Below are 23,277 nucleotides of genomic sequence, written 5' to 3'. Positions count from 1 at the left end.
CATAGTATTAAAAGTAAACCCGTCATTGCGAGCAGCTGTATGGCTGCGCGGCAATCTCATGAAATAACTCCTGAGATTGCTTTGTCAATTATTTCATCATTTCCTCGCAACGACGATTTTCGATTCACCCTCTATTTCGGTGTTTCAGGTTTAGGTGGTTCTTCATTTGTCTTTTCGCCCCCTTCTTTTGGCGTATTTTTCCTATTTTTCTCAGCCTGATCTAATGTCTTATTGCGTTGTTTTAATCGTGCTTCCGCTCTGCCGGTAATACCTTGTCTTGTTTTATAATCCATTCCTATTGAACTTAATGCTTTTTGTCCTGCATCATGAGACATTTTACCACCAATTTCAGTAGCCGAAGGCCCAACAGCACTAGTTAATTTTACTACCATACGTCCTGAAAATTCGACATAACCGTACATACCGTAAGCAATAATAACTAGAGCTACGATATTTTGCATATTTACTCCCATCATACCCGACATATAATCCATTCCCCAAGGGGCAAACCAATTAATACAGAAGATAGGTACATTCAGCAAGGCAATAGGTAAAATAGTACCGATAAACGGAATTTTTATCGGTAAAGCACATTTCCAACACACGCTATAACCTAAAACAAAATCTAGATAAATGGTAAATAGTTGTGTTAGCACTATAATACCTGCCATCATAACTACCGGTTCTATCATATAGCGGATCGTAAACCTCACCCAATTATCAAATAAATACCTAGTAAAATCAAATAATAAGAAACTAATAAATAAAGGGGCTATACCGATTAATATACAAGTTGCCATAAATGCCATAATATAAACGGCAACAGCTCTAAGCGCCGTAATAATTACTATACCAACCGCAATAAAAGTAATTATAAAATATATAATACCGCTAAGCCCAAGAGAAAGAAGTGCAAGTAATTGAGCGATAAAGGTTTGACTAAAAAATATTTTACTCATTACTGCATCTAAAAACATGAAAGGATTAGAAATAGTATTAGTAGAAGTAAACAAACTATATCCACTCATATTAGCAATAATTGAGTCTGAAAAATTGGTAATTGTATCAAAAAGATAGTTATTGAAAAATTCAAAGGTACTACCGTTCATAAGTCCGCTAACTACCCCGATTTTTGCTATTCTAATTACTAGCTCTTTTTGGTTTATCTTAGCAAAACCAAGCAAAAACATTGCTCCGTAAGTCATCACATACAGAATTAAAATTGCTTTAATATAGGTAAAAAAGTTAGTACAGGATGAGCTATCATTAGCTTTATAACATACCATATTTTTAAAAATAGAAGTAGCAGCCCCTTGCACTTTAGTTTTAAATAACTGAAGTAACGGATTCATTACTTTAATAGTAAAACTTCCTACTTTTAAGGATGTTGAGAAATGTACTTTATAGCTACCTTCACTATCTTTATAGTCCCTTAAATTATTACCAGGATCATTTAGAATTTTCATCCATATATAACCCGCCTCATTTGCGTTAAAGCTATATTTACCTTCACTATCAACGCTAATTCCTTGAGGTGAATAGGTTTTACCGCTAGTATTCGGGTTTTCCGAAGGCTTTACTATTATGTATTGCACTCGTCCTCGATCATCAAAAGTATCATTAAAACTATTACCGTTTTCTCTATAGCATTTAGTCTGTTTAATATTTAAAACGTATCCTCCCGTATTCTTACTACTATCTTGTGAGGTAGGAGACCACAGCCTATATTGTAAATAACTTTTTGCAATATTACTGTTAAAAGGTATATTATATATAACTTTATATAAATATTTACCGTCTTTATCTTTATAGTCAGGCGGTTGATCTGTATCTGCAACAAATTTAGCAAATTCTAGCTTAGAAGGCAGAGCTTGACTTACAGAACCCGCATCATTCATTTGATATATTAATCCAGTTGGTCCTTTGCCTCCTTTACCGTCCGCCGTATACCAAAATCTCCGATTCTTTTGAAAATCTCCATCACTACATATGCCCGAAGTACAATTTACACCTCCAATATAATCTTTATCTTTTGGACTACGATCGCGAACACTATCAGGACATTTATCATCTGGAGGAATATTAGCATTATAAGAACATTGAAGGGCTGAATAGTCGATAAATAATTTACCTGTGTTGTCAGACCACGAAAATGTAAAACTCTCATCATCTAGGTAGTTTTCTGGTGCTGGTCTAGTTATATTAACCCAAGCCATACATTTCTCTGTACATTCTCGTATCTTATCACAATAATAATTACAGCCTAATGCTCCCCAGTCGCAACCTACTTGCTCCCACCAGGCAGGGCACCTCCATGTGACTTGACAATTCCAATAATTCTCTTTTAACTCGCAAGCATTGACATACTCACCTGAATAAACAGAATATTTTCCACAAATTGGATTATAAGTAGTTTTATTCTCTGAACAATCTTTCGTAACTTCAACACCTTTAAAAGCATCCTTAACTGTCGCATCCGTATTAGCAAAATTAGGAGATACGGACACTAAAACTCTATCATTGGCGTATAATTCGGCAATATTACGCCATTCATTATTTTTTGCATCCATTATTAGAGAGACAGGTGGATTATTTGTATCGTTAATACGAGGAATCGGAATCATTTGACCGTTATCGTCTAAATTAGATCCAGCCCCTGTACGTTGTAAATTATCTTTCGGTATATAAGCTAAACACAAACTAACCTGACCGACCACTTGTAAATTCACCGGTTGGCTGTTTTCTACTAGCACCTGAGTATTTAGCCATTCACCGTAACGAGTAGGATCAGGAATAAGCAGAGTCGTGCCGTCGGGCAACATCTTAGAAGTGTTTACATAATTAGCATTAGCATTAAGGGTTATAGTACCGGTTATTGAATCCGCCCCTCCTTTACCATCTGACGTATATCTCATGTAGCAGCTGTCACCGACTTTTACTGCTCCTATCATACCAAGTGCTGCAAAAATAAAGCAAACTAACGTTGCTACTATAGCAAGTACTCCTAAAACTTTTAATAAGTTACCCTGCATATTCTATCATTTACCTCCACCCGAACCGCTTGCTAAATCAGCTCCTTCGCCTGTGCCGCTTGCTAAATCCCCGCCTTGCTGCTTTCCCTCTTTACGCTTACCTCCAACACCCGGCTTATCTCCTACCAGCGGCTTACCTTGCGAAGCCATAGCAGCATCCTTAAGGAAGGCTGCTCCTTTCTTTACTAAACCAACGATTTTAGTGGGACTTGCCGTTACTGCATCCATATTAGGACCATTAGTTAAATCAGAAGCAAATCGTCCTATAGATTTAGAGAAGTAATAAAAAATAACCGAAAATACTAATACGCATAAAAGTTCCGCTAAAATAGATACAACATCTCTAACAATTGATTTTATTGGAAAAAGTATCAATAAATGCTCTTCCCAACCTTTACCTGCATAATATTCTAACATTTTATATCCAAAACTTTCCTGACATTGATCTGCCCCGCTAACAGGAAGCCTTAACTCAAAAGTACTAAATCTAATATCCCCTTTTTCATAATCATATCTAAGGAATTCACAATTTTTAAATATTGCGGAATCATACATAGTTATTAATAAAGCTATAAAACCTGCTACTATTGCCGGCTGCAATGCACATGAAATACATACTTTTAGCCACCCGTCAAAATAAGCTTTTGTACGAGTAAATAGAGCCATAGGAATGAATATAGGAGAAATATATGTCATAACGTAAATAGTAATCATGCAAACTAAATAATGCGTAATAAAATATAAAAGTATAGATAAAAATATTACAGAAAATACTAAACCTGCTGCAAGTATAATAACGTTTCCGGCCATAAAGAATCCAAACATAACGGTAAAAAATCTAAGTGCTCCTGCTTTACTTAAATCCTTCGGTCTGTCATTTTTGCCATCAGGATCAAAATTAGGTATAGGTATATTATTACCACGGGGACCATTACCTACCACATTCCCTAACACTCCATTCTTATCTATATTATAAAGTAAATCCAAGCCAAGATAATAACCTATACGGCAATCAATCGCGTCCCATAAACCGTAAAATTTATAACCGTCCTTATACTTTGAATTATCAAATTGACATAATCCTCTAGAACCTGCTGCATTAAAGATCATCTGCGCAAAGTCCGGTGCTGCTCCTGTCAAAAGAGGTAATCCATATTTTAACATACCGTTTTCTTTTGTCGGCTGACCACCGCTAAAATCTAAAGGTCCAAGACCGAGAGAAAAATAAGCAACAAATAAGAATTTTATTACAAAAAGAGCTATTTTTTCAGTACTTGCATATTCTGTATTTAGAGCCATATTAAAGGCAAAAAACATAGTATAAAGAATTAATGCCGCACCTATAATTCTCTTTAAATAACCTTGAAACGTAGAAAAAGCAGCAAGATTAGTTATTCTAGAATTTTGATCTTGAGCACTACAACTCTTTCCAGCAAAAAATATTTTATTAAGCGTTTCGCTCAAACACTGAACTGCAAGACCGGAAAAATTAATTAACGATTGACTATAATTTGCTCCCGTATAGCAATTTTTTCCTATATTACAATTCTCATCCTCAGAAGGAGGTGAAGTCGGTGTAGCACTCAAAGATTTACATGCTACCGGCATCGGTCCCCTTGACGTAGGCATAACTAAACATAGATCATTATCCCATTTTTTAACCGTTAAAACGATATTCTTTAATACAGGATTTGCTCCAAGATCAGGATTATTATCGGTACTTAAATCACTAATCTTTTTAGAGTCACCTTCATTTAAAGTATACATGGTGCAAGGGCTACTACTACCTTCTACATTTTTAAAACAAAACGTTATACTAGACGCAACTGAGTTACAATTACCTCTTGGATCTTTCATATCAATATTACGAATTATATAGCCATATGCCGTGTCCGTTTCTAAATACCCATCTAAAGTAGTCGGTAAACTAGAACATGATTCTCCAAAGCCGGCAAAGCTAGCTAAGCTTACAGACGCTATACAAACTATAATAAATATCTTTAAGGTTTTAAGAGTTTTCATTAGAACTATTATCTTTTTTTTCTGTTACTACGCCACTTTTTACTAACTCATCCCATACCTTTTCAGCATTTGTACATCGTTCTGATATTTCTCCTTCTTCTTGTTCTCTTACTCTTCCTCCTCCGCTTGCTATTAGTTCATTCCATGCTTTTTCTACTTTTACACGTTTATCTCGAATCTCTGCATTTTCCCGTATCTGTTTTATGCCTGTCGGATTATCATGTTCCTTTAAGTTAAAACTATAATCAATTACTCCTGTACCTTTACTTGTGCTGTCAACTTTTTCGTGTGGAGCTGCATTATCAACTTTTTCCTGTGAAGGCGGAGTATTATCAATCTCTTTTTTACTTTCTTGATTATTATCTCTTATGATTTTTCCAACACTTTCAGCTGCAATATTACTTTGTGGTGCAGGTGTAGAAATAGAAGTTCTAATACTAGCAGGCGGTGGTGAAACAGCTTCTGTAGGAGCAGGAGGAGTAACAACATCTGATCTTGCTTCACTACTTACAGTTTTTGGGCTAGAAGTTGCTACAGAAGACGAAGCTGTCGGCGTTGTTACCGTAGGTGCCGACGTACCTCCGCTTGCAGCAATATTATCATTTGGTAGTCCGCCTTTCCCTACCTCTAAATCACTTGCTCCTCCACCTTGACCAGCTTTTAAATCACCAACTCCTCCTCTACTTGCTATCTGATCGCCCCCCTTAGTTGCAGCACCCGCAGTAGCAAGTACTGCCATAGCTGCCTTAAATATTGCTTGCGGTTTTATAGCAACATTATTAAGAGCTACTCCTTCCGTCATATCTGCAGCAAATTCAGCTAACTGACTACTAAAATTATACATCAAATACAATGTAAAACATGCCGTAACTAACGCAAGCAAAATATTTTTAATTTTCTCAAAAAGCACTTTTGGAGACATAAAAAACATTCCGGGACCCAAAACTACTCCTGATAAAAACTGGAATTTAGCAAGAAATTTATCGGTAGGGGTATTACCCGGTTTACTATCAACAATTTCACTTACACTATCTTTTGCAAAGTTAAATGCCGTGGTAATAGGGTTATTTAACATATAACCTAAACTATTTTGACAGCTTTCTACGGCATCTTTATCAGGATATTGTGACGTATCATCCCAATCATTATTAATGTAAAATATTAAAACATCCCTCTTAGAAGTAATGCCACCTTGAATTTTGTCTTCTATACTATTGTGAATTAATTTGCTCTTATATTGACATTTACCGTAGAAACCATAATCATATACCGAAAACATCGTGATCATAAAAGTAACTACCACCATAGGTTGTAGCAAGAACGAGATCATTAGTTTAACCCAGCTATCAAAATAATTTCTTGTATATGAGAATAAAAACATAGGTACAAAAAGAGGAGCCAAAATACCGAGTATTACTATAGATATCATACACATAATCGTTGCATTAACCATAAAGGCAGCAACCGAAATCACAAGTAACGGATAAGAAAGAGCGAGTGACACCAACATCATATTACCGGAGATTATCGCCGGAATTAGCAAATAAATATATGGTGGAGCACTAAAACTAAAGAAATCAAAATTTAAAAAATCATGACTGCGATAAGCATTTTCGACAAGTAACGTAGATAATATATCAAGCCCTAAATAATGAGCTACCCTACAATCTAATGCATCCCATAATGCAATATAAGAAACGGTACCGTCATAAGAAAGATTGTTAAATTTACATAAACCGGACGGAGCAGCATTCATAACCCAACTTGCTAAACCGTTTATACCGTCAAGTAAGAAAGGAAACGCCCACTGAATCATGCCATCTAACCGGTCATACGGAGAACCATTACCAGGGGTTATATTAATTCCTATTGAAAAATAAGTTACGAATATCATTTTCAATATAAAATTTATATACTCACTTTTTGGCGGCACTTCACCTGCAAGTAATAGTTTAAAGCCAAAAAACATAACATATAAAGTTAGAAAAGCCGTAACTATTTTATACATTCCTACTTGAAACTGAAAGAATGCACTATCTTGCCTTGAAACCAAATTAACCACTTGGCTTACATTATCAAAACTACAAACATCTTTACTAATTAGTAATCTAGCAATCATTTGCCTCATACATTCTATAAGAGGAGAAGTCATGACTACTGCAGTTTTTGAAGCATTATAAGCTTTTTGATAACATCCATCACCCGCTGCACTACAGGAAACTAAAGCTAAAGGATCGGTGGGAGTTTTATTTGGATCCTCAATAAAATCCTTATCTGCTACATCCATAAAGTTATTATACATGGATTTTGGAAACGGCTCTTTCATATATTTACAGCCGACGGGAACGTCTCCTGTAAATCCTTTTGTCGATACGCATATTCTATCTTTATCTTGAATAACTTTCCAATATATTACAGGAAAGCCTAAATCAAATGCAAAACCGTCATCACCGGGCTTACCACTATATGGAACATGATATTCCTTTTTTTTATTTGCCCACGCTGTCTTTATATCATCCCAAGGGTCGCTCCCTGTTAAGACGGCTTTAGCAATAGCAAGTGCCGATTCTGCAACAGATTTTGCCCGAGATACAATTAATTTAGCATTATTACATAAAGCAAAGCGTAATTCTGGATTTTTAGGATCAATTCTGTTTTCACGAGCACATTGACCTCCGGGGAAATTCCCAAAGTTACTATCGTTAAATAAATCACTGTCGTTTATTTTAAGCTTTAAAAACGTATTCATGTATAAAACGGGAGAGACAAGATTCATTACCGCAAAAGTAAAGAACGGAGCAACAATACATGTATGAGAAAATTCAGAACGCAGCAAATCGCCTACGCCTTGGGTTTCGCAAGTTAAGCCACTCAAAATATCTATAATGCTATCAAGAGTATCTTTAGCATGAGTTTTAGTAACTAGCCCTAAATTTAGGGCAAAGCTTAATACTAATGTTATAAGTATACTACGAGGAAATAATTTCATAACTAGTTACTTGCCTCGCATTGTAAAAATGTCATCCCGTGGCTTGTCCACGGGATCTCAGAATACACTCTGTGAGACAAGATCCCGCGGTCAAGCCGTGGGATGACAGACAGGCATTTATAATGTTTTAACTGCTTCATAAAATATAGGTAACCATTTATCCGGATCATTGCCGTGTTTCTCTCTAATTTGATCGAGCAATATTACAGTCTCAACTCTACCGGATAAAACACTGATTATGTTATCCATACCATCTAAGCTAACTTTTGCCACTACGGCATCTATTCCTTGTTTTATTAAAAAATAACGTGTAGTAGGGTCGGTAGTTTTAATTAAAATATATTCTCGTTGACTCAACATAAATGCACTACGATAAATATCCGTAGCTTTCAAATTAGGTAAAAAAATCTGCGTAGCTGTTTGTTGAATCAACGTATCACTAATTCTACTTTTTGCAGCATCTTCGACACTCTGCGTAGCAAATATAACAAAAGTATTTAATTTTCTCAACACTTTTAACCAATCTTTGATCTTAGGTGCAAATACCGGATTATCGATTAAAGCCCATGCTTCATCAAGTACTATCATAGTTTTCTGCCCATCTAAAGAGATATTAATACGATGGAAAATATATAGTAATACTGGTGCAAGGCTTACAGGATCTTTAAGTAATTCAGTCATATCAAAACCGAATACTCTTGCTTTTTGTAAATCAATATCATCTATTTCATTGTCAAATATCTTAGCGTGTGAACCTTTACCAACCCACATTGCAATCCTACTTGCCAAACTATTTGGTGTATCAATACCAAGAAAGGCTATAACATTACTAAGCCTTCTGTCTTGTTTTGCTAATCTAAAATTACCGCTTACCGCTTGAGATAAGATTTTATTATCTTGTGCAGTTAAACTTTCACCGTTAGAAGTTACAAGCACGCGAAGCCACTCTAAAATAAACGTTCTATTCTCACTAGTATCTTCAAGCTGTAAAGGGTTAAAGTTGCATTTTAAACCCGGATTAATTACTGTATAAACTCCGTTTAAAGCACGTATAAATATTTCTGCTCCTCGATCTTTATCAAAAAAGAACATACGAGGTTTGAATTTTTGTGCTTCAGCACATAAGAAATTCATCAGAACTGTTTTACCGGCACCAGTTGGACCGATAATGAGAGTATGTCCAACATCTCTTACATGGAAATTAAAATAAAACGGTGTACCTGAAGTAGTATCAAGTACTGTGACATATTCTCCCCAATGGTTATCTCTAATTTTACCAAGCGGATAATTATGTTGTGAGGCAAAGCTAGCCATATTAAGAGTATTTATAGTGGATTTACGCACTATATAATCCATATTTCCCGGCAACTGTCCCCAATAGCTAGGTTCCATGTTAACTTTTTCTCTAACCGGCTGAATTCCTGAATTAGAAAGCTCAACTGCTGCCATTGACAATATATCTTCCAAAGCTTTAATATTATTTGCGGAACATAAAAGCGATAAATGATGCTCACCGAAAGCGATATCACCGCTAGTGGCCATATCAAGGGCCGTATTAATTTCAGCAATTTGTGAAGTAGCTTTATCACCGGATTGTATCATTCTATTTTGCTGTAATTGCATTTTACTGATCGCTACTGTTCTATTAACAAAGACAAAGCTTTGCGTCATAACAAATTCAAAAGGCATTTGCAGGAATCCATCAAAAATTCCTGCCGAAGTATTAGGACCGTATTCAAGTATACTTATCATTCCGGCATATTTCTTGCCAAGCGGACTTCTTGCTTCAATAGTACGAGAATCAAAAAATAAGCGATGAGTCGGTAAATATTCGTCAATAGTACCACGCGGTAATGCTATAGGACCCGGTGAATCGCCGCAATTGATTAAAGATGAAAGGAATTCTAAAATTTCACAATAACTACCTGACTGCGTTTGACGCACTCCAAGTAATCTTGCTCCGTAACTTCTGAATGTATTAATCACTCTAGTTGACATTTCTTGAAGATTTTCTTTCATCTCTTTCATGTCGTTTTCCCAAGCGGTTTTATTAGATTTCTGTCTAAGCTTCTTTAGAAAATACTCAACTATAGCAACACCGCCAGTATCAGGCTTATATAAAATACTAACATATAATTCGTTAAAAAACGACCTAGCCCCAGCATGTTTCTTACGCCATTCTGCACCTAAATAAGTAATAAAATCATTAGGGACTTTTACGGTAGGATCATAAGTAAATTCCGTATCGTCAAATATTACTGCTTTACGTCTTCTAATAGTATGGAAATACATAATGATATTTCCCGAAGCCATATTTTTAAGTAAGGCATTTCTGATATTCTTTTTAATGTCTAGATCTTCATCATCAGCAGTTTCAAAAGAAAATCCATTTATTTTAATAACTTGTAATAAAGAATTATCTTTTGTTAAAATAGTATTACTATCCCAATGACATTTATAAGGAATAAAATGCGAAGTGGGTCTTTCTTGTTGAGACTTTAATTCTTTAGCTGCTCTAGTCCTAAATAATTTCATTACCTCACCTGATTGAACTATTTTGATTTATTTTGTCAGTTATACCTCTTTTTATGTCATTCCCGCGTAGGCAGGAATCCAGATTTTTTGTTGTCATCCCGTGGCTACGACCACGGGATCTTGTATCACAGACTGTGTCGTAAGATACCGCGATCAAGACGCGGTATGACATTAAATGTTACTGGATTCCCGCCTACGCGGGAATGACATAAAACTCAAATATTATACGAATTTGCTCCGTAGTAAAATTTATTAGGACATTGGCTAGTTCTTGACATTTTATTTAAATATAGCTCTATGAATCTCGGTTCTTTAAAACATATAATATAAGCTACCAAATGCAAAGCAGCTGCAATGAATAAAATCATAATGCTGTTATTCCAAATAAATACTATCATAGTCATTATCATATTTAATGCAGCAAACTTAATACTTACTCCAAATATCATCGGCGGTCTAGTTAACCCTACAAATAAAAGATCGGATGCTAATGCTCCTGCCATAAAAAACCTCTATTAATTTATATTAATATCAAACATAGTTGACAATATTGAATTCGGTGCTTCACTATTCACAAAATGTACGTAACCATTATTATTTTCAAGGGCATTAACTGCTATCTTAATTAATGCTTCTTCGATGAAATTATTACTATCATCTAACATTGATTTCAACAAGTTAATATCTCGTATTTTTATATTATACGGAAACGTCTCGGATACCTGTAATATCTCATATGGCAATATTAAATGTTCTGCACTTAATGCAGAAGCAATTGTTGCTACCGTTAAGTTAACATTTAATAAATGCGTTTTCTCCTGATCGTCGCTCGCAAACGGTGCTATCACGGGTATAATATTATTATCTGCAAAATTTAATAAAATTTCTGGATTAATCATAATAGGCTCGCTTAAAAAACCAATATTTATAACATCATGATTTACAATTTTTCGGTAAGATAGTTTTGATTTTTTTGCTTGCAGTAAATTAGCATCCTTACCTGAAATACCAACTGCATAACAACCTATACTACTTAACTTTGTTACTATAAGCTTGTTAACGTAACTGGATAAAATTTCCATAATAATAGGATTATTTAGAGAACTATAGTCGCTTATTTTACTAATTTTTTGACTAAAATTTTCATCTATTTGTGATATTAAAGACGAACTGCGTAAATCAATATGATCATGTACTATATATATTTTAGCACCGCACATCTCAAGCAATCTAACAGATTCAATAAAAGCTGTAAATAATTTATCGTCAATAATAATAGTAGCAGGTAATTTTAGAACTATCGCTTGATTCTTCAACTCACTACTACACTTTATTATATTCTTAATTATAGCAATGTTATTTAATGAAGAAATACTATCTACCTCTTTATTTTTGAGGTTTGATGCATTTTGCCAAACTAGCTTTAAGTTCTCTTGCACCTTCTTTACTCCTACTGCTTACATACATAACATTACATGAGTAGTTTAAAGTTGCAAGAAAATTCTGTGCTTCATCGTTAAGGTTTTTATGATCCGTAACTTTATCGGATTTTGTGAAAATAATTTGAAATTCTCTTTTATTTGCAAATAATAGATCAGCTACTTTCTTATCATTTTCTTTTATACCCCTTCTTGAATCAATCAATAAGTTAACTAACCTTAAATTATAACTATTTCGTAAATAATAACTAATTAACACTCCCCACTGCTCTTTGACTGATATAGGAACATTAGCAAAACCATAACCGGGAAGGTCAACTATAATAAGTTTATCTGCAAGGTTAAAGAAATTGATTTGCCTAGTACGCCCTGGAGTATTAGAAACTTTAGCAAGATTTTTATTATTACATATCGTGTTTATTAGGCTTGATTTGCCGACATTTGACTTACCGACAAAAGCAATTTCCGGTAATGAAAAATTGGGGATTTGATTTATATTCATAACACCGGCTACAAACTTAGCTTGATGACGAAAAAGCTTACTGCCATCAGTTGATTTTGTAGGCACTATTTTCTGAGTAGTCATATGCAACAACACTGAGTTAGGAATGGCATCAGCAGACTTCAATAACGCTATAAGTGAGCTAGCATGACATTAAAAAATATGGTAGCGGGGGCTGGATTTGAACCAACGACCTTCAGGTTATGAGCCTGACGAGCTACCGAGCTGCTCCACCCCGCAATAATTGAATTGACGATTTATCTGTGTTATATTTTGACTTAGTCCAATACTACGTGAATATTGTTAGTGTCATTCTTGCGTAGATACCGAGTAGTCGTAGACTGCACGGCAACCCAGAAAAAATAATAAAAAAATTCTATAAATCAGAATTGTTTACTAGATTGCTTCGTCAATTGCTATGCAATTTCCTCGCAATGACGATTTGTTATCCACAAACAAAGCCTAGCTAGCTTCTTTCTTACTACCGAAAGAAAGACCTGAGAATCTTTTATTGAAATCACTAACACTTTTGTTTGATTGATTTACTACATTTCCGGCATCTTTATTCCATGCCGGATGCTTTCTAAAATCAACATCCATTAAAATTTCACCTGTAGGATGAGTAGACATTGTTTCAAAAACATCGCTTCCTACTTTAATCAAAAACTTTTTATATTCTGGATGTATACCACTTTTCATAATGATTTTGCTGTTTTAGTCTGAATTATTTTTTTCTTAATAGCTCTAGCTTTACTTGATAAAACATTATCATCGGCTTTTAGAATATATGCATCAAAACCCCCGGCTTTTTCCACTGAACTAATACATCTAGCATTAACCGATAATCTATATTCCCCGGCTGTTATATCACTTGTAAACTTAACCGATCTTAGATTAGGTTCAAAACGTCTTCTAGTTTTACGCTGAGAATGTGATACATTGTTGCCGTATAAAACACCCACACCTGTGAGTTCGCACTTACGAGACATAAGCTAAATACCTTAAAACTTATAAAATATACTTCAAGTAAATGAAGAGTCATATACGAAGATCAACTTCAAAAAGCGCTAAGAGTTCATAAGCCGAGGAGCGGAGCGTATACTTAATACGTGAGCACCACAGATCTTGTAGAACGACCTAGCCAATTTTTGAAGTTCATCGAGTATATACAATAGATAAAGAATATAAAGCAATACCCCCCTAGTGTCAAGAGATAATTATTTTGTAGCTACGTATTAGCTAATGCTTGATTTTTATTAAATAACAGAGTTTTATATAAAAATATAAATTAATTAAACTATTATAAATCTATGCTTATTAATGGGAATCCAGTTCAAGGTAATATCACCGGACTAATTTAAAAATTAGGAGAGTTGCCTTCAAGTTTTCCTGAATATATTAGTAATCTTACTCCAAAACCATTAAGTATAAAGGAGCAAATTGATCATAATCAAGCAGCTTTTTGTATAATGAAGGATTAAAATTATAGAGTAAAGACAATCATCTTGTTGCTCTTAAACCACTACAACAAGCTGAACAAATTGCTATAGGTCAAGCTGACAGTAATTTTCTTTCCTATATCTAATACTATGATAGGACGTAGCTATCAACAGCTGGGACTGTTTGATAATGCTATTCAACAATTTCAAGATAGTATAGAGAATTCTTTTGAAGCAAAGAAATATTATAATGTAGAAAATTCATACAAAAAATTATAGTCACTGCACATCAACAACAAGGAACATTAGCCAAGCTAATAATGACCAAGCTAAAGAATTAATGGCAAGATTAGCTTTAGGAGCTGCTTATAAAACTCAAAACCGTAAAGAAAATTCAATAGCGCAGTATGCATATGCTTACTCATTACAGCAAGGTATAGTTGATTATGAAGCTGTTCGTGTGGAACAGTATAAAGTTGGTTTTTCTGATAAAGAAAAGATAGGCACTGATAACATTCAACAATGCGTTGCTGTAATTTTACATGATCCATTAACTAAAAAAACTGCATTAGCCCATGTTGACAGATTTACTGATGCTAGTTCTTTAACACATGATGTAATAAGCAACTTTCCTCCTAATACTAAATTAGAAGCTTATTTAGTAGGAGGGTGTGATAGATCTGCAGTATCAATTGCGGTATCAGATGGTAATATTCGTAAAGTAACACAAGAATTAAATAACCACTTTAACGTAAATATAAAATCTACAGATATAGAAGACAAGGGAGCCCCATTAGGAATTATATTTGATCCAATAACATGTAACTGTTCCGGGTAGAGAGGATAAAACAACCGCTACTAGACAAGTACATTTAAGTATAGGAAGTAATACTCCTGTACTTTATAAAGCTTTTGATTTAACTAAAAATAAAAATATACCTAATCGCTCTTTAAATGAAATCCAACAAAAACATATTATTCAGCAATAATGTAGTAACTAAAAATATTAGTAATCGAGTTCACGAATTGAATCTAAATGATCAAGAACAAACAAAAATTGTAAATAATTTAATAGCTAAAACTGATTATTTATTATCTAACAATTTAAATCCGTTGGAAAGTGTACGTTCAGAAATTAATAAAACATTAGCACTTACTCATTCTACCTACCAACAAGATAGTAATATTAAAAAATCCTAGATACAAAAAAGTGTACAAAAAATAAAAGATTTGTTCATAAATATTTTTAGTAGTAATAAAACAAAAAATGAACCAAAATTAAACTTAACAAGTGATAAGATATAAAAAAAATATAAGTACTAAGACAAAAATAGCTGCACCTAGCTATACTCTTCCCAATAAAAATATTGCTTTACACAAAAACACTCAACAAAGTAAATAAACTATGCAAATTGAAATTAACTCACAAGAATATAAAATTTTTGATATAAATGATGATTTAGTAATTTATACTAAAGATTTAAATGAAGAGATTGCCTGTAGTTTCTTTTCCGTAAAATGAAATAAAATAGCATTAGCTAGAAATATTAATTCACAACAGTTAGAGCAATTAATTACTGACTTTAATCAGAATGAATTGATAGAACAAGATTTAATAAAAGTACGAATAATTGGAGGCGCCTGAATCATCTAAATACTTGGAAGATATTCGTACTACTTAATGGTATTGATAATAATACTAATATGATTAATATAATAGGTTTAAATGCATGTAAAAATATACATCCCAATTCTTTTGAATTAGATGGCTATCACGGGGGAATTAGAGCTTTAGATTAATTGTAGAATATTAAATTGATACTATTAGAAGAGAAAATAGCAGAGATGTGGGGCATCACTAATAGCAATATTTATCTTTATGGTCTATTTAGTAAAGAAATAAAGATAGGTACGATGTATTTATACGTGAAATAGGCACAAGACAAGCCTAACATAGTACCGATAACGATTATACGGAATTTTGCAGGACTAAAAATTAAAATAACTATTCCAAGAATAATTACTATTTTTAGTATATCATCTGTCGTATAAGAGCTAGAATTTATAGCATAAACATTTAGATTTATACCTAGAAATATTATTATACATAATAAGTTCTTAAACATTTTATACCTCTATAGGCCCAGTAGTTAATCCATTTATAAATTGTTTTAAATAAGGATTATCACTATTACGCATTTCATCTTTACTACCGTACCATTTAATTTTTCCTTGATAAATCATAGCTACTTCTTTAGCTATTTTTGCGGCACTAATCATATCATGAGTTATAGTAATCGTAGTTGCCTCTAACTCTTCTTGGATTTTTATAATTAATTCGTTGATAACATTTGCCATGATAGGATCAAGCCCTGTGGTCGGTTCATCAAGAAATAAAATCGACGGTGTACTACAAATAGCCCTAGCAAGGGCTACTCTTTTTTGCATTCCTCCCGATAATTCAGCAGGGTAAAGCTCGAGTATTCTAGGGGATAAACCAACGGAATTAAGCTTTGCACCGGCAAGGTCATTTTTTTCTTTCTTAGATAATTTTTTAGTCTCGAAAGTAATATTATCACGTATATTTAAGGAGTCAAATAATGCTCCGCCTTGGAATAAAAAACCTATACCATCCATAATCTCAAATTTTTGTTTACTTGAGATATCTTGGATTTCTACATTATCAATAAAAATTTTACCTTTATCAGGTTTAATCAATCCTACTATATTTTTAATTAGAACTGATTTGCCGCTACCGGAACCACCTAAAATAACTAATGAACTGCCCTTTTTTACATCCAAATCTATTCCGTCTAACACCTTATGATTAGCAAATGATTTATATAATGACCGAATTTTAATTTTAAATTCTTCTACACTCATGCATACTCCAAATAAACAAAAAAACTGTATACTCGTTTAATTTGAAAAATTGGTTTTGTTGTTTTATATTTTTTGACCGCAGCGTACATAAACGTACGTGAGGATCAAAAAATATAAAACGCCTAGCTCTTTTCCAAATAAAACGAGTATACCTATACTTTAAAAAATAATTCGGTTATTAAATAATTACTGATTAAGATCAGGATAGAAGAATTCACTACTGCCGAGGTAGTTGCTCTTCCAACTCCCTTAGCCCCTTTACCTGAATAATAGCCGCTATAGCAACTTATTATAGAAATAATAAACCCAAAAACTCCCGCTTTAACAAGACCGGAAATTACGTCAATCGGTTCTAAATACTGAAAAGTACTGGTTAAATAAGCTGCACTATTAAAATCAAGTTTATAGACCCCTACCAAATAACCGCCCATAACACCAATTATATCCCCGATTAAAACAAGACAAGGCATTGTAATAATAGCTGTTATTACTCTTGGAAAAACTAAATATTTAATAGGATCGGTAGATAAAGTATATAAAGCATCTACCTGCTCTGTTACTCTCATTGTGGCTATTTCGGCGGCGATTGATGCCCCAACTCTTCCCGCTACCATTAGTCCAGCTAAGACAGGTCCAAGCTCTCTAGTCAGCGACAATACTACTACCGTTGCAATAGAGCTTTCAGCTGAGAAACGGGAAAAACCGATATAGCTCTGTAATGCAAGTACCGCACCTGAGAAAAAAGTCGTCATCGCAACAACCGGAAGCGAGTGAAACCCGATAAATAATAATTGTCTGATGATTAAACTCAAATATAAAGGCGGTCTTATGATACTGCTAACGGCAGCAAAGCTAAATAGGGAGAAACTACCTACACTTTGTGCAAACTTTACAGTACGTTTACCTACCGAATTAGCTATATTGAATAACATTTGTATTTTTTCTATTTAATTTAAGTACGCTATGTCATTTCTGCGAAAGCAGGCATCCAGTAACCTCTAATGTCATCCCGCGACTTGATCGCGGGAACCAGTCTTTTTTAATTTTTTTCTGGATACCGTGGTCAAGCCATGGTATGACACAGATATCTACCCGATATACTTTCTTTTATATCTACTACCAAGGTTAGTTAATACCTCATACCCGATAGTACCTATAATACTCGCTATTTTATTGGGCGTGCAATAATTTCCGATAATTTCCGCTTCCTGCCCTAGAAAAATCTCGGACGGTGGTAGATCGGTAACATCGATATTTATTAAATCCATCGATACCCGCCCTACTATAGGAACGCTGCGACTGTTAATAAATACTTCACCTTGATTGCTAAAATTACGACTAAACCCATCGGCATAACCAAGCGGTAACGTTGCAATGACACTATCACGCTTAGTTGTAAAAGTCATATTATAACCGATATGGCTATCTAGTGTCAAATTCTGTAAGTGAATTATAGGAGCTTTTAAGGTTACGGGATTCTTTGTTAAGGGATTAAGACCATATAAGGCTGCCCCCGGTCTTGCTAAATCAAAATGGTAATCCTGTCCTAAAAATATGCCGCCGGAATTAGCAAGGCTTGCTTTGACGTTTGGGAAATATTGTAAATAAGCTTTAAATCTGTTTAATTGTTCTAGATTATAAGGATTATCTATTTCCTCGGATATAGCTAGATGGCTTATAATATATTGTAAATCTAGCCCTTTTAACAAATCACGATCATTAATTAGCTGCTCTATCTCATCAGAGCTTAAGCCAAGACGATTAATCCCCGTATTGAAATGTAAATAACAAGGCAATAATCGGTTTTTCAAATTACTAAATTTTTGCCAAATTTCCATTTGTTTTAAGTTATTTAGGACAGGTGTTAAATTATATTCTATCAGCTCTAAAGCATCATGTTCAAAAACGCCGTTAAGAACTAAAATATTAACATCTAATCCTAAAGCGTTGCGTAAATTCACTCCTTCTTCACTTGAGGCCACAAAAAAATGCCTACAATTTTCTTCTATTAAAACTTTAGAAATTTGTACTGCTCCAAGACCGTAACCGTTAGCTTTAACGGCAGCACCGACTAATGAGGTTTTGCAAATATCTTGTAATAAAAGGTAATTATTTTTTATTGTAGATAGATTTATTTCTACAGTACACAAGCTCATAGTTTATTAACTCTTTTACGATGATAGACAATACGGATATTATATGAAATTTTGTAGATAAGTCACTTGTTTCTATAGTATCCGTGATAAAAATATTGTCTATTAGACCTCTTACATAACTTGCTTCTAAAGGTAATTTGTACGTCAATCCAGTACTCGCATCCTCACTACTAAAGTGTACGCTGTGGTGCTGCGTTCCGTGTTTCCTACAAATTCCTCTTTATTAGCTTCGTTCTCCAAGAGGTCTATTATCGAATTTTTAGAACCGGCAGAAAGCACTGCATGAGTTATAAAAGCACTAACCGATAAAGTCGAATGTTCTTTTAAAAATCTCGCTGCTTTTACGATTGTTTCTCCACTATCTATAATATCATCAATTAATATGCAATTTTTGCCCTCTACACTACCTGTTATTGATATCATCTCGCAATTATTATTTATATCCCTTTCTTTGTTTATATAAGCTGAATCTATATTTAGTAAATTACTAATTTTTTGAACTCGATTGATACTTCCTTTATCAGGTGTAACTATAACGAAATTGCTATAAGTTCTTAAAAACGGGATATATAAATTTATAGGTTCAAGATTAGAAACAGGAATATTAAAAATTTCTCTATTTTATCGGAGTGTCAATCAATAGTAATTACATGGTTTACTCCGAGCTTCTCTAAAAAATCTGCTATTAACTTAGTAGGAATTATATTTTGAGAATTTATATTATCTTGCCTTGCATAACCAAAAATAAGGCATTACTAAAATTATTCGATTTGCTCCCGCTTTGTTTGCTGCATCTACTAGTAAAAACAACTCAATTAAGCAATCATTAACGGGTTTTGATGTGGATTGTACTATGATTATATCTTCATTATGAAACGATTTTTGAATTTCTACTTTTATTTCGGAATCATTGAAATAGGTAATTTGCGGCTCAATATATTTAATATTTAATGCTATAGCTAAACGCGTTGCAAGTAACTTATTACTACTGCCTGCTAAGATTTTCATGTGAGTGATTTATGTTGTTTAACGCTATTAGCGAGCGGGCTTTGTTGCGTAGATATCTAATCGTCATTGCGAGCAGTCGTAAACTGCGTGGCAATTTCATACAATAATAACAAACTCCTGAGATTGCTTTGTCAATTGCTATGCAATTTCCTCGCAATGACGACGAGGTGTCTACGCAACAATACCTCCTCACAATGACGATTTAAGATGAGAGTGAAATAAGCTTAAGAACGACTTTCTAATTTTTGTATTAGTGCCTTAAAGCCTTGATTTTTTAAAGTATCGGTAAACTCGTCTTGTTGAGCTCCAATAAGACTTACACCTTCCGTAATTATATCAGAAACTTTAAAAACGTCTTTTCCGTTTCCTTTCATTTCACGTACAAGATATTCTACTTTAATAGGGTCTTGCTCTTTATTACTAATGATATTCATAGCAACCATAAAATCGGTTGAGCTTAAAGGACGAACTCCTACTATTTTAGGCTGTTTGCCTTTATAATCTTTTATCAAATCAGTATAAGATTTAGTAACATATTTAGAGTAAACTTTGATGAATTCCTGAACCTGCCCACCTGATAAAGTTTTTATCCCATTTCTGCCTAATGTATATTTAGCCATCCAATCAAAATCTAGGTTCTGAGACATTAACTCACGTGCTTTAGCAATTTTTACTCGCTCAGATAACTTACTATCGTTTAATATACTAGAAGCTTCATTTACTAAATTAGTAACGTAACTGTTCAAACCGGCAGGCACTTTTTCATTAGAATAAGCGGAAAACGTCATCACTAATAAAAATAAACCTGTAATAAGTTTTTGCATATAATCCTCTTTAATTTCATTAATTCTTGGGTTTAGGACATTTAAAATTTTCAGGATATTGAACCGATGCTTCACGAGCACGATGTAATGCTGATCTAATAGCCACATAAGGATCGGTAGAATTCTTCATCACATAATCACTAAACGGTAATACAACATATCGATCGTTTATTTTACTAACTGCTAGTACTCCTAAGTCAAAATCATTATGAGTGTAGTACATTAATGGATTAAGAGCATAATTAGTAATTACCGAATCCGTCATATCTCTTGCGTTAGTACTACCGATTATCGGCAATACTAAATAAGGACCTGGGGCAACTCCATAATGTGCGAGGGTACTACCGAAAGTTTGACGATCAGACGGCAAACCTACTTTACCTGCCACGTCAAATAAACCGCCTATGCCAAGCGTAGTGTTAATGAGAAACCGCCAAACGCTTTTCATAGTTTTATCGTAATTTAACTGAAGCCCGTAATTTACCGCAGTAAGCGGTGTATCGACATTACTGACGAAACTATTAACGCGTGCTTTTACGTAATCATTCGTGATGTTCTTATAACCTATCGCTAAAGGACGCAATATTATATAATCTAACACAGAATTAAATACAAACACTTTACGGTTAAATTTTTCATATGGATCATAAACTTCCATGCAACCGTTTTCATTGCTTCCACCATTATATTTATATATGTCATTATCAACATATTCAAGATCAGCTCTTATCGATAATGAACATAAAATAATGGATAATATAATTAATATTCTCATTGATTTATGCTGTTTTCTTACAAACAATAATACTATATTTATTGTTTTCCGCTAGTATTATTTCTTCCGAAGTTAATATAGTAAAATTATTTTTTTGTAAAAAATTATTTATTTCATTCAAGTTAAAAATAAATTCTTTGCGTTTTACTGAAAATTGTGTCTTCGTCGCATTCGGTAAACAAAGAGCAAAATACCCTTGTTTATTAAGAGATGAGTATATTAAATTAAAATATTCTATTAAATTGTTAGTAAACGATAATCCGCAAAAACTAAAAATAATATCAAATTTATTAGAGTTTTGTTTTAAAAATTCATCGATAGCAATATTATATATTTGATCGTAAATTTTAGTGTTCGGATAATATGTTTCTTGTAACTTATTCATTAAAGCAGAAACTTCTACACCGGTTAAAGTAAAACGTTCCGGAAAACGTTTTTGTATTTCATAACCTACAAGCCCTATATTACTTCCAAGTTCCAAAATAGAGTAATTATCCGGTAAATCAGATATCTGCTTAAGTGCTTCATTAACAAACCTATACGGAAGATGGATATTTTTATCGTTATTAAAAATAGTAGGATAATATTGTGCAGTTAAATCACGATATTTTCCACAAACTTCTTGAGGTATTTCAATAATATCCTTATAATTTTTCAAAAAATTTATAAATATAGTTTTATATTTTTCATTAGATTTTTCTAAATATTCTATAGCTTGCCTGTAGTTATTTTTTAAAAAATAAACCCATCCGAGTTGAGAATATACTTTAGAATCATTAGGATTAAAAAATTTATCGACTAGTTTAAACCTAAGTAATGCATCATTTAAATTACCTCTATATAAATGATCGAGTCCAAGTTGATAATTAGTTTCGGTTAAATGAGAGAATTTATATTTACAATCACTTATATAATTTTTAAATTCTAAAATTTTATTCTTAATAAAATTCGGTACATTTATTATAGTTAAGCAATAATGTTTGATTTTGTCTTTTATTTTACCGAGCATAGTTTAATTACTAAATTAATATTACTTACTATAATAAAGCATATATTGATAAATTTTTAAATAAAATAATAATTTTACTTGTAAATTAATGGCATTGAAGCTAGGATGTACATGTTATATGTACATCAGTAGGTAGCTCATGAACTCAATTAGCGGCACTTCATTTAGAAAAAACTTAAGCTCTGTACTAAATACCGTAGAAAACGATCATGTCCCTTATCTTATTAAAAGAAAGAATCATAAGAATATTATTCTTTTAACCGAAGAAGAATATGAATCTACAAAAGAAACATTATATTTATTATCTAATCTGGCTAATGCGAATCGAATAAAAAAATCTATCGAACAAGCAAAAAGAGGGGAGTTTGCTAAAGTTAATTTAGATGATTGAGATTGAGTGGACACTAGAAGCAGCGGAGGATTTAGTGTATTGGAAAAAATACGATATTAAAAAATATGAACGTATTAAACTTCTAATAAAAAATATCCAAGAAGCATCGTTTACAGGTATAGGTAAGCCCGAACCTTTAAAACATATATTATCAGGTTTATGGTCACGTAGAATTAACCACGAACATAGACTAATATATTCTGTCAATACTAAACAAATTATAATATATAATTGTAGATTTCATTATAAGAATTAATATTTATTTCTTAAAAT

The 23,277-nt window shown here is 33.2% G+C and carries 21 protein-coding genes, 1 tRNA gene and 3 pseudogenes; 5 read left to right on the top strand and 20 right to left on the bottom strand.

Annotation, left to right across the window (positions count from 1 at the left end; all coding sequences use genetic code 11):
- Positions 1-131 precede the first annotated feature (131 nt).
- The 10 genes from RJP_RS00795 to rpmB form a co-directional block, all read right to left on the bottom strand.
- Entirely contained in the window at positions 132-3,032 is a 2,901-nt protein-coding gene (locus RJP_RS00795; protein ID WP_014120511.1) for a TrbL/VirB6 family protein, read from the bottom strand.
- 6 nt (positions 3,033-3,038) lie between these two features.
- On the bottom strand, positions 3,039-5,054 hold the full coding sequence (locus RJP_RS00790) for a TrbL/VirB6 family protein (protein ID WP_014120510.1): 2,016 nt from the start codon (positions 5,052-5,054) through the stop codon (positions 3,039-3,041).
- Positions 5,041-8,043 (bottom strand): TrbL/VirB6 family protein, encoded by a 3,003-nt coding sequence (locus RJP_RS00785; RefSeq protein WP_014120509.1) that lies wholly within the window; start codon positions 8,041-8,043, stop codon positions 5,041-5,043. Before RJP_RS00785 ends, RJP_RS00790 begins: the two co-directional genes overlap by 14 nt.
- Before the next feature lie 117 nt (positions 8,044-8,160).
- Positions 8,161-10,578, bottom strand: a complete 2,418-nt coding sequence (locus RJP_RS00780; protein ID WP_014120508.1) for a VirB4 family type IV secretion/conjugal transfer ATPase — start codon at positions 10,576-10,578, stop codon at positions 8,161-8,163.
- 215 nt (positions 10,579-10,793) lie between these two features.
- Positions 10,794-11,081: a type IV secretion system protein VirB3 gene (locus RJP_RS00775; protein WP_014013851.1), complete on the bottom strand. Its 288-nt coding sequence runs from the start codon at positions 11,079-11,081 to the stop codon at positions 10,794-10,796.
- Between the two features lie 12 nt (positions 11,082-11,093).
- Positions 11,094-12,017, bottom strand: coding sequence for an amino acid kinase family protein (locus RJP_RS00770; protein ID WP_014013850.1), 924 nt, complete (start codon positions 12,015-12,017; stop codon positions 11,094-11,096).
- Positions 11,965-12,603, bottom strand: a complete 639-nt coding sequence (gene yihA, locus RJP_RS00765) for a ribosome biogenesis GTP-binding protein YihA/YsxC (protein WP_014013849.1) — start codon at positions 12,601-12,603, stop codon at positions 11,965-11,967. Before yihA ends, RJP_RS00770 begins: the two co-directional genes overlap by 53 nt.
- A 79-nt stretch (positions 12,604-12,682) precedes the next feature.
- A tRNA-Met gene (locus RJP_RS00760) sits at positions 12,683-12,759 on the bottom strand.
- A gap of 222 nt (positions 12,760-12,981) precedes the next feature.
- Positions 12,982-13,218 (bottom strand): 50S ribosomal protein L31, encoded by a 237-nt coding sequence (rpmE, locus tag RJP_RS00755; protein WP_014120507.1) that lies wholly within the window; start codon positions 13,216-13,218, stop codon positions 12,982-12,984.
- Positions 13,215-13,508, bottom strand: coding sequence for a 50S ribosomal protein L28 (rpmB, locus tag RJP_RS00750; RefSeq protein ID WP_014120506.1), 294 nt, complete (start codon positions 13,506-13,508; stop codon positions 13,215-13,217). The genes rpmE and rpmB overlap by 4 nt, the downstream gene beginning before the upstream one ends.
- Positions 13,509-14,298: 790 nt before the next feature.
- Here rpmB and RJP_RS00745 point away from each other — a divergent pair.
- The 3 genes and pseudogenes from RJP_RS00745 to RJP_RS11215 all read left to right on the top strand — a co-directional run bounded on the left by RJP_RS00745 (position 14,299) and on the right by RJP_RS11215 (position 15,758).
- Positions 14,299-14,796 (top strand): hypothetical protein, encoded by a 498-nt coding sequence (locus RJP_RS00745; protein WP_014120505.1) that lies wholly within the window; start codon positions 14,299-14,301, stop codon positions 14,794-14,796.
- 116 nt (positions 14,797-14,912) lie between these two features.
- Positions 14,913-15,158, top strand: coding sequence for a hypothetical protein (locus RJP_RS07025; RefSeq protein WP_014120504.1), 246 nt, complete (start codon positions 14,913-14,915; stop codon positions 15,156-15,158).
- Positions 15,159-15,555: 397 nt separating this feature from the next.
- Positions 15,556-15,758: pseudogene (locus tag RJP_RS11215) on the top strand (hypothetical protein).
- A gap of 77 nt (positions 15,759-15,835) precedes the next feature.
- Here RJP_RS11215 and RJP_RS00735 read toward each other — a convergent pair.
- The 10 genes and pseudogenes from RJP_RS00735 to RJP_RS00690 form a co-directional block, all read right to left on the bottom strand.
- Positions 15,836-16,084, bottom strand: coding sequence for a DUF5510 family protein (locus tag RJP_RS00735; RefSeq protein WP_024704443.1), 249 nt, complete (start codon positions 16,082-16,084; stop codon positions 15,836-15,838).
- 1 nt (position 16,085) lies between these two features.
- Positions 16,086-16,841 (bottom strand): ABC transporter ATP-binding protein, encoded by a 756-nt coding sequence (locus RJP_RS00730; RefSeq protein WP_014013843.1) that lies wholly within the window; start codon positions 16,839-16,841, stop codon positions 16,086-16,088.
- Between the two features lie 152 nt (positions 16,842-16,993).
- Positions 16,994-17,773: an MlaE family ABC transporter permease gene (locus tag RJP_RS00725; protein ID WP_012150352.1), complete on the bottom strand. Its 780-nt coding sequence runs from the start codon at positions 17,771-17,773 to the stop codon at positions 16,994-16,996.
- Between the two features lie 156 nt (positions 17,774-17,929).
- A complete protein-coding gene (locus RJP_RS00720) occupies positions 17,930-18,997 on the bottom strand; it encodes an alanine racemase (RefSeq protein WP_014120503.1) in 1,068 nt (355 codons plus the stop codon).
- Positions 18,998-19,004: 7 nt separating this feature from the next.
- Positions 19,005-19,240: pseudogene (locus RJP_RS10125) on the bottom strand (palindromic element RPE1 domain-containing protein); the annotation flags it as partial.
- 66 nt (positions 19,241-19,306) lie between these two features.
- A pseudogene (locus RJP_RS10120) lies at positions 19,307-19,489 on the bottom strand (phosphoribosyltransferase family protein); the annotation flags it as partial.
- 228 nt (positions 19,490-19,717) lie between these two features.
- Positions 19,718-20,005 (bottom strand): ribose-phosphate pyrophosphokinase-like domain-containing protein, encoded by a 288-nt coding sequence (locus RJP_RS07370; protein ID WP_024704442.1) that lies wholly within the window; start codon positions 20,003-20,005, stop codon positions 19,718-19,720.
- Between the two features lie 224 nt (positions 20,006-20,229).
- On the bottom strand, positions 20,230-20,829 hold the full coding sequence (locus RJP_RS00700; protein ID WP_014120502.1) for an MlaC/ttg2D family ABC transporter substrate-binding protein: 600 nt from the start codon (positions 20,827-20,829) through the stop codon (positions 20,230-20,232).
- A 19-nt stretch (positions 20,830-20,848) separates the two neighbouring features.
- Positions 20,849-21,604: an MlaA family lipoprotein gene (locus RJP_RS00695; RefSeq protein WP_024704441.1), complete on the bottom strand. Its 756-nt coding sequence runs from the start codon at positions 21,602-21,604 to the stop codon at positions 20,849-20,851.
- 4 nt (positions 21,605-21,608) lie between these two features.
- Positions 21,609-22,613 carry a methyltransferase domain-containing protein gene (locus RJP_RS00690; protein ID WP_014120500.1) on the bottom strand — a complete coding sequence of 335 codons (1,005 nt, stop codon included), beginning with the start codon at positions 22,611-22,613 and terminating at the stop codon, positions 21,609-21,611.
- 139 nt (positions 22,614-22,752) lie between these two features.
- Between RJP_RS00690 and RJP_RS00685 the strand changes: the two genes are divergently transcribed.
- Positions 22,753-23,004: a type II toxin-antitoxin system Phd/YefM family antitoxin gene (locus RJP_RS00685; protein ID WP_014013838.1), complete on the top strand. Its 252-nt coding sequence runs from the start codon at positions 22,753-22,755 to the stop codon at positions 23,002-23,004.
- On the top strand, positions 22,997-23,260 hold the full coding sequence (locus tag RJP_RS00680) for a Txe/YoeB family addiction module toxin (RefSeq protein ID WP_014013837.1): 264 nt from the start codon (positions 22,997-22,999) through the stop codon (positions 23,258-23,260). The genes RJP_RS00685 and RJP_RS00680 overlap by 8 nt, the downstream gene beginning before the upstream one ends.
- Positions 23,261-23,277 lie beyond the last annotated feature (17 nt).

The organism is Rickettsia japonica YH, from assembly GCF_000283595.1.
Taxonomy (GTDB): domain Bacteria; phylum Pseudomonadota; class Alphaproteobacteria; order Rickettsiales; family Rickettsiaceae; genus Rickettsia; species Rickettsia rickettsii.
Note: the sequence above shows the minus strand (reverse complement) of the source record. Positions and strands in the feature narration are given on the sequence as shown.

Coding starts and splice junctions, on each gene's coding strand:
- RJP_RS00795 (WP_014120511.1), bottom strand. CDS start 3,032: ATGCAGGGTAACTTATTAAAAGTTTTAGGAGTACTTGCTATAGTAGCA.
- RJP_RS00790 (WP_014120510.1), bottom strand. CDS start 5,054: ATGAAAACTCTTAAAACCTTAAAGATATTTATTATAGTTTGTATAGCG.
- RJP_RS00785 (WP_014120509.1), bottom strand. CDS start 8,043: ATGAAATTATTTCCTCGTAGTATACTTATAACATTAGTATTAAGCTTT.
- RJP_RS00780 (WP_014120508.1), bottom strand. CDS start 10,578: ATGAAATTATTTAGGACTAGAGCAGCTAAAGAATTAAAGTCTCAACAA.
- RJP_RS00775 (WP_014013851.1), bottom strand. CDS start 11,081: ATGGCAGGAGCATTAGCATCCGATCTTTTATTTGTAGGGTTAACTAGA.
- yihA (WP_014013849.1), bottom strand. CDS start 12,603: ATGACTACTCAGAAAATAGTGCCTACAAAATCAACTGATGGCAGTAAG.
- rpmE (WP_014120507.1), bottom strand. CDS start 13,218: ATGAAAAGTGGTATACATCCAGAATATAAAAAGTTTTTGATTAAAGTA.
- rpmB (WP_014120506.1), bottom strand. CDS start 13,508: ATGTCTCGTAAGTGCGAACTCACAGGTGTGGGTGTTTTATACGGCAAC.
- RJP_RS00745 (WP_014120505.1), top strand. CDS start 14,299: ATGGCAAGATTAGCTTTAGGAGCTGCTTATAAAACTCAAAACCGTAAA.
- RJP_RS07025 (WP_014120504.1), top strand. CDS start 14,913: ATGAAATCCAACAAAAACATATTATTCAGCAATAATGTAGTAACTAAA.
- RJP_RS00735 (WP_024704443.1), bottom strand. CDS start 16,084: ATGTTTAAGAACTTATTATGTATAATAATATTTCTAGGTATAAATCTA.
- RJP_RS00730 (WP_014013843.1), bottom strand. CDS start 16,841: ATGAGTGTAGAAGAATTTAAAATTAAAATTCGGTCATTATATAAATCA.
- RJP_RS00725 (WP_012150352.1), bottom strand. CDS start 17,773: ATGTTATTCAATATAGCTAATTCGGTAGGTAAACGTACTGTAAAGTTT.
- RJP_RS00720 (WP_014120503.1), bottom strand. CDS start 18,997: ATGAGCTTGTGTACTGTAGAAATAAATCTATCTACAATAAAAAATAAT.
- RJP_RS07370 (WP_024704442.1), bottom strand. CDS start 20,005: ATGAAAATCTTAGCAGGCAGTAGTAATAAGTTACTTGCAACGCGTTTA.
- RJP_RS00700 (WP_014120502.1), bottom strand. CDS start 20,829: ATGCAAAAACTTATTACAGGTTTATTTTTATTAGTGATGACGTTTTCC.
- RJP_RS00695 (WP_024704441.1), bottom strand. CDS start 21,604: ATGAGAATATTAATTATATTATCCATTATTTTATGTTCATTATCGATA.
- RJP_RS00690 (WP_014120500.1), bottom strand. CDS start 22,613: ATGCTCGGTAAAATAAAAGACAAAATCAAACATTATTGCTTAACTATA.
- RJP_RS00685 (WP_014013838.1), top strand. CDS start 22,753: ATGAACTCAATTAGCGGCACTTCATTTAGAAAAAACTTAAGCTCTGTA.
- RJP_RS00680 (WP_014013837.1), top strand. CDS start 22,997: ATGATTGAGATTGAGTGGACACTAGAAGCAGCGGAGGATTTAGTGTAT.